This is a genomic window from Niveispirillum fermenti (assembly GCF_052474395.1).
Genome location: NZ_CP156680.1, coordinates 291,307 through 303,236 on the forward strand (window position 1 = coordinate 291,307; position 11,930 = coordinate 303,236).

Sequence of the window (11,930 nt, forward strand, 5' to 3'; positions counted from 1 at the left end):
ATCGTCTCGTTTGCTTCTAAACCAGCAAACGGTAACGTCTCGCTCATGCGAAATCCATCCAAATGAGACGCTGAGGATCGTCTCACGACGCTGTGTCGTATGGGTATACCCCACCGGAACACGAGAAAGAAAATGGGGGAATTGCTGGGTTTCGGCCATTTCCTTGAAAATCTTTCCCTCTTATACCCGCCTCAGATACGCAATAAGCAAATGTATTATCTTCAAGTTTTATCAGCATCTATGTACACTGTCGGGCGCTGCTTTGGCGTATCAATGATACATTATTGGCTGCAAAGGAGGTTATTTATGAGCGCGAAGCGTCTTGAAGAACTGAAGAGAGAGAGGGGCAACATGATTTCGATAAGGAATGAAACTAATAGGAAGCTGAGCGGCGCCAAGACCGATGATGAGAAGAAGAAATATAGAGAAGCAATTCATGGCTGTGATTCTGAAATATCAAGAATGGAGAGAGAGATCGATAAATTAGAAAGAGAAGTAAGAAAAGGAGGACTTAGTTATTTATAAAAATTAAAAAATATCCATAAATTTGTATAACTCTAACAGTTATAAGCGACACGGTCTATAAGTGCGACGGTTTATCTTCTGCAACAGCATTTGAATGATCTTGTGTCGCTTTTTTTGCACAAAAATCCGGACATACCACTTATACCTATGGATGGACAAAAGTTATGACTTACGACTACTATGTTGAGCCGTGCCAGCACTGCATAAACCGAGCGAGAAATGGAGCTGATATTTCATCATGTGGATGGTGTGAATCTGGGGAGGATACCTATTATCGCTCATCTAATGATTACCCAGGAAATCTTATAAAGATCCCGGCCGATGGCTATGGATATCCACACCACTTGAGTCCCATCCAGAGCGAAAATATTATAAAAATGGCCGCCATATTACGTCACTGGATGGAACCGTCCCTATACATGCTTCACAGGAGACTTCTTCTGAATCTAGAAATATAAGAAAAGGCATTGAAAAGCATGAGAGAATAGCTTTGGCTTTTATGCTTTCGTATGCCTCCATTACCTCTATTAAACATGGATTCAACTGGGGACCCAGTGAGGCACTCAATGGGTTAAAAATAATTTTGAAGCCAGATGGTATTAAAAACATTACAGATTTTATTTTTCATATTTCATTTTTAATAATGATATTGGCTCCAGGAGCTTTTATATTTTATTTTATAATAAAAAAGGCGTTTGGCCTCGGACCGGAAATCGATATTTCTAGGGACTGGGCGGCATTTATTTGCATAGGGATATTTATTATTTTGCCGATAGCTAACAGATACATTTTGTGAGACGCCATTCATTTGTAACTGCTTCTGTAATGGGCCGTTTGGCGTCAAGCCCAAGAATGTGAAACAGCACGCAGGTCGGGCCTTGAGGGACCTCATATTTTCAACAGGTTACTGTGTCGATCGGCGTCGAAACCCCGTGCCGTTTCACAGGCAGACAAGCGTGAGAGCACCTTACCTAGGTTTTCTGTTCCGCTGATACTCAGATCCCCCATCCGCCAGCTGGCTTGGGTCCATGACTGGCATGTGCGGGAGGAAACCTACACGGCGGCCCTGACCCGGATCATCGACGCGCATCGCGCCCTGCCGCTGGCCTCCGCCTGGGGTGATGGCACCACCTCATCCTCCGACGGGCAGTTCTACAAGGCCGGCGGTCGGGGCGCCGGCACCGGCGACGTCAATGCCCGGCATGGCAACGAGCCTGGCGTCAGCTTCTATACCCATGTCTCCGACCAGTACGGCCCCTTCCACACCAAGGTCATCGCCGCCTCCGCCAGCGAGGCCCCGCATGTGCTGGACGGTCTGCTCTACCATCAGACGGGTCTCGCCATCGAGGAGCATTACACCGATACGGGAGGCGTCACCGACCATGTCTTCGGGCTCTGCCACCTGCTGGGCTTTCGCTTCGCGCCGCGCATCCGCGACCTGAAGGACCGGCGACTCTACCTGTTTCCCGGCGACGATGCCCCGTCCAGTCTAAAGCCCCTGGTGGGCGGAGAGATCGATCTGGAGCACCTGGCCGTGCATTGGTCCGAACTGCTGCGCCTGGCGGCCTCCATCCGGTCGGGCACCGTCACCGCGTCCGCCATGCTGCGCCGCCTGGCAGCCTATCCCAGACAGAACGGTCTGGCCCTGGCGCTGCGCGAGTTGGGGCGCGTGGAGCGCACGATCTTCACGCTCGACTGGCTGCGCGACCCGGCCCTGCGTCAGCGTGCCAATGCCGGCCTGAACAAGGGCGAGGCCCGCAACGCCCTGGCCAGGGCCATCTTCTTCAACAGGCTGGGCGAGATGCGCGACCGCAGCTTCGAGAACCAGTCCTACAGGGCGTCGGGCCTGAACCTGTTGGTCGCCGCCATCATCCTCTGGAACACCCGGTATTTGCAGGCAGCCCTTGATCATCTGGCAGCCAACGGTACCGACATGAAGTCGGACCTGATCCGTCATGTTGCTCCCCTGGGCTGGGAGCATATCGGCCTCACAGGTGACTATGTTTGGGGGGCTGATCCGCTACCGGAAAACGGATTGCGCCCGTTGCGACGGCCTATCTCCATTCTCGCAGCATAGTTCATTATTCGTTCTCACGAGCGGTACATAAAATGCACTTTCGTGTCGGCACCCCCACATGCGCCAAAAGGGCCGGATGCCGCAGCAACTTCACCCGGCCAGAGCGTCGCCGCCGCTTGGCCCGCGCGTTCGCAGTCATGCAGTAATAGCCCCGGTAATCGTTGCCGAACCGGTCCCGGAAACTTGTGTGATAAAAATTCCGGTTGATCTCACGATGGATTGTCCCGCGATGCCGGCCAAGCCGAGCCGCGATCTCGCAGACAGGCATCGATGCCTGCAACATCTCGTCAATCACGCGCCGTTCCGCCAAGCTCAGGTGCGAATAGTGCTCTCCCATGGCAGCCTCCATTGCTAACCATCTGATTATAAATAAGAGTCGCACTTCAAAATAGAATCCACCGCGCCTACATATAATGTTTCAACAGAATTGAAATGTCAGTGTTCTGAGCAAAGTAGAAATGTCAGTGTTGGGGTGGGCCGGGTAACGGAGCCGTAGGCGCAGTGGACCGGCCCACCCCAACATTTGCCGGTTTTGCCCTGGCCGCAGCATGTTTGTCCGCCGCTCCCGGCCGACCGCGCCGCTTGCCTCCGCGCTTTTCGTAGTGGTTGCGTTCGCTGATGCTCTTGACCGTCGGCGCCGGCATCGCGTCCTGCATCTGCTTCACATATGCCAGGACCTCCGACAACCGCTTGTTCTCCACGACCTCGGCCTGCGTCACCCGATGGTTCTTGTCAAAAATCGTGTAGGGCAGGGCACGACCCTGCCAGCGGAACTCCAGCCGGCCATCGGCAAAGGCGTAGCTGTCCACGTATTGCCCTACCAAGCCCCGCGTAACCTCATTCTCTACCAGCATCACCCGCTGGCGTTCATACGACAATGTCAGTTGCCGCCCGACATATCGACGCTCGCGGACACACAGGATGTCCTGTAACCGCCCCTCCGGCATCGTCAATGGCCGGTGCATGTCGTCGGCGCTGGCAGGGGCCACCGCGAACCGTTCGTTGAATTGAGCCATGAAGCTCGGCAGAAACGCATTGCCAGCCTCCAGGCTGTCTATCCCCGCCAGGCGCAGTTCCTTGACCAGCCGGTCCTGCAAAGTCCGGTTCGCCCGCTCGACCCGGCCCTTGGCCTGGCTGGAGTTCGCGCACAGAATCTCAATCCCCAGTTCCGCCAGCGCCCGGCCAAACTGCGTCATCCCCTGGCCACCCTTGGCATCCTTGCGGGCCACCCGGAAAACGGTGTGCTTGTCCGAATAAAAAGCCAATGGCCGCCCATGGTCGCGTAAATAGGCCGCCAGAATCTCGAAATAGCTGAAGGTACTCTCCGAGACCACAAACCGCAGCGCCATCAGCCGGCCCGTCGCGTCATCCACAAACACCAGCAAGGTGCAGGGCGGCCCGCGGTCCTCAAACCAGCGATGCTCGCTCCCATCAATCTGTACCAACTCACCCAGGCATTGCCGCCGAAGGCGAGGGCGGTGAAATTGACGCCGCTGTGCCCTTGTCCGCCAGAGACCGGCCTCCGCCATCCAGTGCCGCAGCGTCTCCCGCGACACGGTAAGACCATGCCGTTCAGCAAGCTTCTCCGCCGCCAATGTTGGCCCAAAATCATGGTAATGCAGACAAACCAGCTCCAGCGCCAGCTCGCGAACCCCCTTTGAAATCTGGCGGTTCGACGGTCGGCCGCGGCCTCGGTGGACAATCCCGCCACCGCCATCACACCGGTAGCGATCCAGAAGACGCCAAACCTGACGCTCACTCAGGCCCAGTATCCCAGAGGCGTCCGAAACCCCAAGCTGACCACTCTCGATCTCTGCCAATACCTCAACACGCCGCACATCCCGATCGCTCATCATCAGCCAGCCCATAAAAGCCCCCAAAACCGGCCAAAACCGATCCAGAGACTGACATTTCTATCTTGCTCAGGACTGACATTTTAACTTTGCGCCTACACAAAAAGCATTGATAAGCAAAATTATGGAAATACACGGAGCGGTTTTGGCTGTGTAAGGGACGTAAACGACGTTGGGTTTCTGGCACATCCAGGCACGTCGTGAACATTGATATCCGTAGTGTCCACGATGGTTGGCATGCGCGACCGAGGTCCGGCGCGCGGCGCCTCAGCGACGCAAGCGCGCCGGGACCGGTCGTCGCCGCACGAAGTTATGAACCGACCCCCGGACCCAGCCGTCAGGCTGGGCTTGTAGGCAATTCGTGTGGTGGCCACGGATATTTCTGTTTGTACCGTCAAGGCGACGGATGAAGCCTCCTGATATGAGTCAGATTACCGGCATGGCTCTGGGCAAGAATTATATCAGAATATCTATCTAGCGTATCATCCACTTTATCGATTTTAGCATTCTGGCGTTGAGAGCCAGTATAATGATTATTTGGGATAACGACATAGAAGGGGCAAGAAACCACGCCGCCATTATCAACAAAATACAGCTTAGATATTGTTTTCGATTGATTTCAGTGAGATTCTGGTTGGGTGACCCAGGGGGTTTTCCATGTCCGCTGAGCTTGATGTTCTTTCTCGCATCCGAACGCTTGCCGATGCAGTGGCTGCGTTTTCGGATGATGATCGCTGCCGCCGGCTGCTGGAGGCGATGGTGTGGCCGCGGGGACGGCTTTGCCCGGCTTGCGGCTGCCATCGGTCGATCAGTCTGGCCGGCCGGGATACGGGTCATCGGGCTCGGCCTGGGCTATACCAATGCTCTGACCAGGATTGCCGGCAGCAATTCACGGTGACGACGCGGACCCCGCTGCATGCGACCAAGCTGCCGCTGCGCACTTGGCTGCTGGCCCTGTGGTTTATTCTGCAATCCGACAAGGGCGTGTCCTCGATCCGGTTGGCCGAAATCATCGGGGTGAGCCAGCCGACGGCATGGCGGATGGGGCATGTGCTGCGCCTGCTCGTGGCCCGCGACCATATGCTGGGTGGTGGCATCGAAATCGACGAAATGTATTTCGGTGGCGCTCCCCGGTCCGATCCCGACAAGCCTCTGCCGGTCGGGGCCGCAAAGGACAGCCGCGTACGACCAAGACCCCGGCCATGGTCGTTGTTCAGCGCCCCGCCGGATAGGAACCGGTGCGGATGGCGGCCGAAGCCGTTGCGCAGAACCTGCGACAATCCTTGGGATAATTGCACGCCAACCCTTCCCTTTTCGATTGATCCCCAAGCATCGCAAGATTACGGTCAAAGAAAGCCCAGAAATTGGGCGCGCATAATTTCCGTGCGCATCGACCGATGACTGGAGAGCGTTGTGACCAACGACAGGTCGGAGCTTCGTTGGGGGGTCGAGCAAAGGCTCGAGTTCATCGAGTTCCGCCTGTTCTGGGAGGGGCATGTGAACCGCAGCGATGTGATGGAGCAGTTCGGGCTGTCGGTGAACCAGGCGTCATCTGACCTGAGCCGCTACATCGGCCTCGCTCCTCACAATATGGACTACGATCGCAGTCTGCGAACCTATGTGCGCCAGCCGGGATTCAAGTCAGTGTTCGACAAGCTCGATGCTGGTCGATACCTAGCCCAACTGCGGTCGGTCACCGACGGCATCCTTGATCAGGACGATTGCTGGATCGCAGGTCTGCCCGACTACGATTCCGCACCCACTCCGGCGCGCGGTATTGATCCTGCAACCCTTCGGTCCGTGGTCGACGCGATCCGCCGATCCGACGCAATTGAGGTGCGGTATCAGCACCTGTCCAACCCGGAGCCCCGATGGCGCTGGATCACTCCGCATGCCATCGCGTTCGACGGATTTCGCTGGCACGCCCGCGCGTTCTGCCTAAATGACGAGGTGTTCAAGGATTTCATGCTGTCGCGGATCCTCGATATCCGCGGTTCGCGCGGGTCAGACGTTCTGCCCGAGAACGATCAGGACTGGCACACCTATGCAGCGCTGGAGATCGGCCCTCACCCTGCCTTGTCCGATACGCAAGCCAAGGTGATCGCCCTCGACTATGGCATGCGCGGCGGCAAGGCTGAGATCAAGGTTCGCCGGGCGTTGCTCTACTATGCGCTTCAGCGACTTGGGCTCGATACCGATCCCGCCGCCCGGAAGCCTCATGACCAGCAGATCGTGCTTTTGAACCGTGACGTGATCCTCGGTCGCCAGGGTCAGGCAGAGGAGCAGTAGGATTTTCCATGAAAGCTTTTGAATTCGACCACCATCTCATCAACTCCTATGCGCGCTTCTCGCGGTCGTTCAGCACCATCCGGGCACCGGACATCGCCGCCGAAGTCACGCGCCAATATGACGGCGGCCGCTTCTGGCCCGACGCCCTTCTCTCGCTGAACCCCAGGTTCCTGTCAGGCCCGACTGTGGATGACCTTGTCGTGTCGGGGGACCTGGACGAGGCAACGGCCCGGATTTTCCGGATCGGCGCCAGCCCCATCAGGTTTCACCGGCACCAGGCGCAGTCCATCGCCAAGGTGCGGGCGGGCCAAAGCTTTGTTGTGACGACGGGCACTGGCTCAGGGAAATCCCTGTGCTTCTTTGTCCCTGTGGTCGATGCCATCGTCCGTTCGCGCAAGGCAGGACAACCGCGCAAGACGCGCGCCATCATCGTCTACCCGATGAACGCCTTGGCAAACAGCCAGATCAAAGAAATCGAGAAGTTCATTTCCCAATCTGGGTTGCCGGAAGAGCTGAAGCCTGTGGTCCGGCGCTACACGGGTCAGGAGAGCCAGGAAGAGCGTCAGCGGATCGCTGACAATCCGCCCGATATCCTGCTCACGAACTTCATGATGGCCGAACTGCTCCTGACGCGGCAGGACGTCCTCGATACCAAAGTCATCGACAATGCCAGCGGGCTCGAGTTCATCGTGCTCGACGAATTGCACACCTACCGCGGTCGTCAGGGCGCCGATGTAGCGATCCTCGTGCGCCGCCTGCGGAACCGCTGTGCACCGGCGAAGGCACCGATCTGCATCGGCACATCGGCCACCATGGCAAGCGAGGGATCAGAGGCCTGTCGCGCGAAAGCAGTCGCCGATGTCGCCTCGCGCCTCTTCGGGGCGTCTATCGGCCCTGATGCCGTCATCGACGAGTCCCTTCAGCGCGCCACGGATGACCGCCTGAATTTGGAAGATGTTCGGCCGCAACTCGCGACAGCGCTTGGCCGCGACCTGCCGGAAACACTGACGGATGAGGAACTGCGGCGACATCCGCTAGCTGTCTGGGCCGAGCTGGCGATCGGCCTTGATGACGGGCAGGAACTGAAGCGCAAGAAGCCCGTCCCGTTCGACGATGCTGTAGAACAGCTTGCGCAGGACAGTGGCCTCGACAAGGAAACTTGCAGGAGAGGTTTCGAGCAATTCCTGACACATGTGAGCCTGCCAGAAACTGAGCGCAGTGGCGAAGGGTCAGGTGCCTTCCTCGCATTCAAGCTGCATCGCTTCATTTCCGGTGCCGGAGAGATATTCACGACGCTGACCGATCGCCCGAGGCGGGTCCTGTTCGAGGGCCAGTTGGAGGATCCCGACGCCCCTGGCCATCGTCTCTATCCGACGCGGTTCTGCCGGGAGTGCGGCCACGAAGTCCATGTCGTAACCAAATGCGAGGATGCTGATGGGCTTCATTTCCTGCCCAGAAACATCGATGACACACCGATCCCAGACCCGGATGGGGATATCGCTGGCTATCTGACGCCCGTTGGTGGAACTGACACAGATTACACCTTCACCGGCGACGTGGACACCTACCCGGAAGATTGGCGCGAAGAGCGGGGCGGCATCGAACGCCTGCGCGCCAACAGGAAGGGCCGACTGCCTGAACAGGTCACGGTCCGACCCGATGGGCGCTACAGCACGGACGGCGTCAGTTTCTGGTTCATTCCGGGCAAGTTCGGGTTCTGTCCCTGCTGCCTGGATCAACCCCACCCGAGCATGCGGGAGCGCAGCAAGCTTGCGGGTCTTTCGGGTGAAGGCCGAAGCTCGGCAACCACGCACCTCGTATCAACTGCCCTTGAATGGATGAACGGCGTTTCGAGCGGCGTTCCCGCTGAGAAGCGAAAGCTGCTCGGTTTCACGGACAACCGCCAAGACGCCGCCCTGCAGGCTGGACATTTCAACGACTACCTCTTCGTAAGCTTGCTGCGCGGAGCCATCCTGCGTGCTGTCATCGACGCAGGCTCGGACGGCATTGCAGAAGATGAGTTCGGCCTGCGAGTGGTGAAAGCCCTCGGCTTCATGGCCTCGAACAAGGACGCCCGCATCCATTGGATGCTGGATCCCGAAGCCGGTGCCGTCGTGCGCGAAGATGCCCAACGCTCCCTTGCCAACGTTCTTGCCCACCGGGTCTGGACGGACTTGAGGCGGGGATGGCGCTACACCAATCCCAGCCTTTCGGTCCTCAAACTGGTTGACGTCGAATTCATCGGTCTCGACGACATCTCGCAAGACCGGGAAGCCCTGATGGCGGTGCATCCCGCTCTGGGGGACCTGGACACGCAATCGTGCAAGAAGCTGCTCAAGGAGATGCTTGGCGCGCTGCTGGAAGGTCTCGCTGTCAGCACCGAGGCCCTTGATCTGACCGTTCTCGACACGGTCGGACAAAAGTCGCGGAACCTGTTGCGGGCGCCTTGGGCCATCGACCAAAAGGAAACGCCCCGAAGCCGGTCTACCCTGTTCTTGCAGGCGCCCGGAAAGGATCGTGTTGGGCTGCGAGAAGAGCAGACTATCATCCGTGCCGGCCACAACTCCCGGATCGGCCGGTCGATCAATCGCAGGAGCATGATCGGAACGAAGCTTAACAAGGACGAGTACCTTGCCGTCATGACAGGGCTTCTGGAACTGATGGCACGCGAAGGTCTGGTCTCGCTTGTCGAGATCGAAGCTGATCTCCTCGGGTGGCGGTTGTCTCCTTCAGCAGTACGTCTGGTCCCCGGAGAAGCTGTCCGCACCGGACAGGCGCAGGGGAACCGGTATTTTCACGATCTCTACAACGCCATTGCAAGCGACCTTAAACGGGGCCGCAGTAACTATTGGGGCCTGGAAGGACGTGAACACACCGCTCAGGTTTCGCAGAGACAACGCGAGTGGCGGGAATGGCGGTTCCGCTTCGAGAATGACGATCGCGCGAAGCTCAGGGAAAACCAAGCCGATATTAAGGCCTCCGGAGAGTCCGATCAGTTCCTGCCTGCGCTCTTCTGCTCGCCAACGATGGAACTCGGTGTCGATATTTCGGCGCTGAATGCCGTCTATCTGCGCAACGTGCCGCCGACGCCTGCCAACTACGCACAGCGTGCCGGTCGGGCTGGTCGATCCGGACAGGCGGCGGTCATCGTGACCTATTGTGCGGCGCAATCCCCGCACGATCAGTATTTCTTCGAACGTCGCAACGACATGGTCGCCGGGGTTGTCCGGCCGCCTGCGCTCGACATCACCAATGAAGAACTGGTCCGCTCGCACCTTCACGCCGTTTGGCTGGCAGAGGCCAAGCTGGCGCTGTCGCCGGATATCCCCGAAATCCTTGACCTGAAGGAGGCGAGATACCCGCTGAAACAGGAGGTGACGGAGGTCATCAATCGGCCAAACTTGGTGACAGCAGCGCGCGTGCCGATGAAGCGGGTGCTGGACCAGATCCTTGCTTCAGTGGACGGCAAGAAACCGGCCTGGATGGGCGACGAGGATGTTTTCATCCTCGAGGTGGCGATGCGCGCGCCGCAGGAATTCGACCGCGCGTTTGATCGCTGGCGCGAGCTCTACAATTCGGCGCGGGCCCAGTTGATGGAGGCGAACAGCCGTTCCGAGATCACGGGCCTCTCCGGTGCGGACCGGCGCAAGATCAAGACCGCCCAGATGCAGGCAAGCGACCAGATCGCCATTCTCGAACAGGGGAAGGCCACCAACGGATCCGATTTCTATTCCTACAGATACCTTGCGACCGAAGGCTTCCTGCCGGGATACAACTTCCCACGGCTGCCGCTCTACGCCTTCGTCCCGGGTGAGGGCAAAGCCGGTTCCTTCCTGCAACGCGCACGGTTCCTGGCGATTTCCGAATTCGGGCCGCGCAGCCTGATCTACCACGAGGGCCGGGCTTACAGGGTGATGAAAGCCAAGCTGCCGCCTGAGGTCCGCACCGGGGACGGCTCGGAACTGGCCACCAAGGACATCTTCATCTGCTCCAACTGCGGCGCCTGCCACGAAGGTGAGGTCGAACGCTGTCATGCCTGCAACTCTCCGATGGCGGGCGAGGTTCCAGTGCAGCGGACGCTCCGGATCGACAACGTCGAGGCGGCCCCTGCGGACCGGATCACCGCGAATGACGAAGAACGCGTTCGCCAGGGCTTCGATATCCAGACCGTGTTCTCCTGGCCCCGAAAGGATGGGCGGCTCCAGGTGACAGAGGCTGTTTTCCGTTGCAGCGAAACATCAATTCTCGCCCTCCAGTATGCCAACAGTGCCGAGATCAGCCGCATCAACAAGGGCCTGAAACGGCGCAAGAACCAAACCGTCTTCGGCTTCAACATCGACCCGCGCAGCGGCTACTGGGCAAAGTCGGAAGACGAGGAACCGGATGTCGATGTGCCGCCCGATGTCGTGCGGCCGGTCCGCATCGTGCCGATCGTGCGCGATCGCAAGAACGCGCTGCTGCTCCGCTTCCTCGATCCAGATGCCTACGCCCCTGAAACCATCGCGACCGTGCAACATGCACTGCTGCGCGGGATCGCGGTCACCTATCAGCTTGAAGAGGGCGAGATCCTTGGCGAACCATTGCCCGCCCGGGACAACCGGCGCTCGATCCTCGCTTATGAAGCGACCGAGGGCGGTGCCGGTGTCCTGAATCGCCTCGTTGAAGACGCACACGCCTTGGGCAAGGTCGCACGGGAAGCTCTTTCCCTCATGCATTTCGACAAGGTCGATGACGCCATCGCGGCGGGGGATGCGTCGCTTCTGGTCGACCGGGACAGTGGGGCCTGCGTCCGCGGCTGCTATCGCTGCCTGTTGTCCTACTTCAACCAGCCAGACCACGAGCTGATCGACCGCGCCAGCGTCGAGGCGAAGCAGATGCTGATCGATCTGGCTCGGGGTGAGATTGTGCTGGCTGCCGGATCATCCCGACCTGCTGGCGGTATCGATGGGTGGGATGTAGCCTTCAAGACTGCGGGCATCCCGGCGCCGGATGGCGCTTCCGTCAGCTTCGCTGATCAGGAAATGAATTTCGCTTGGCGCTCCCATTTCGTCGCTGCTTGCATCGGCACCCTGTCCGCGGCCGCGCAAGAGATCGCTGACGCCAAGGGGTGGACGCTTTTCGAATTGCCTGAGACTTGCGCTGACGGCGTGCCCGACGCGTTGATTTCGATGTTCAAGGATTGACCT

5 protein-coding genes and 2 pseudogenes are annotated in these 11,930 nt (G+C 58.5%); 5 read left to right on the top strand and 2 right to left on the bottom strand.

The features are described from left to right. Positions 1–306 precede the first annotated feature (306 nt). Together ABC728_RS11265 and ABC728_RS11270 are read left to right on the top strand one after the other, a co-directional pair. Positions 307–525, top strand: a complete 219-nt coding sequence (locus tag ABC728_RS11265) for a hypothetical protein (RefSeq protein ID WP_416622312.1) — start codon at positions 307–309, stop codon at positions 523–525. A gap of 1,012 nt (positions 526–1,537) precedes the next feature. Beyond that, positions 1,538–2,602, top strand: a pseudogene (locus ABC728_RS11270) (Tn3 family transposase); the annotation flags it as partial. Positions 2,603–2,606: 4 nt separating this feature from the next. Here ABC728_RS11270 and ABC728_RS11275 read toward each other — a convergent pair. Together ABC728_RS11275 and ABC728_RS11280 are read right to left on the bottom strand one after the other, a co-directional pair. Then, positions 2,607–2,939, bottom strand: coding sequence for a helix-turn-helix domain-containing protein (locus tag ABC728_RS11275; RefSeq protein WP_416621593.1), 333 nt, complete (start codon positions 2,937–2,939; stop codon positions 2,607–2,609). A gap of 124 nt (positions 2,940–3,063) precedes the next feature. Further along, positions 3,064–4,470 (bottom strand): ISNCY family transposase, encoded by a 1,407-nt coding sequence (locus ABC728_RS11280; RefSeq protein WP_416621594.1) that lies wholly within the window; start codon positions 4,468–4,470, stop codon positions 3,064–3,066. A gap of 642 nt (positions 4,471–5,112) precedes the next feature. On the opposite strand from ABC728_RS11280, the pseudogene ABC728_RS11285 reads away from it, so the two are divergent. The 3 genes and pseudogenes from ABC728_RS11285 to ABC728_RS11295 all read left to right on the top strand — a co-directional run. Further along, a pseudogene (locus ABC728_RS11285) lies at positions 5,113–5,678 on the top strand (IS1595 family transposase); the annotation flags it as partial. 190 nt (positions 5,679–5,868) lie between these two features. Further along, on the top strand, positions 5,869–6,744 hold the full coding sequence (locus ABC728_RS11290) for a WYL domain-containing protein (RefSeq protein ID WP_416621595.1): 876 nt from the start codon (positions 5,869–5,871) through the stop codon (positions 6,742–6,744). A gap of 8 nt (positions 6,745–6,752) precedes the next feature. Continuing rightward, complete coding sequence (locus ABC728_RS11295) at positions 6,753–11,927, top strand: DEAD/DEAH box helicase (protein WP_445376429.1); 5,175 nt, start codon at positions 6,753–6,755, stop codon at positions 11,925–11,927. The last annotated feature ends 3 nt before the right edge of the window (positions 11,928–11,930 follow it).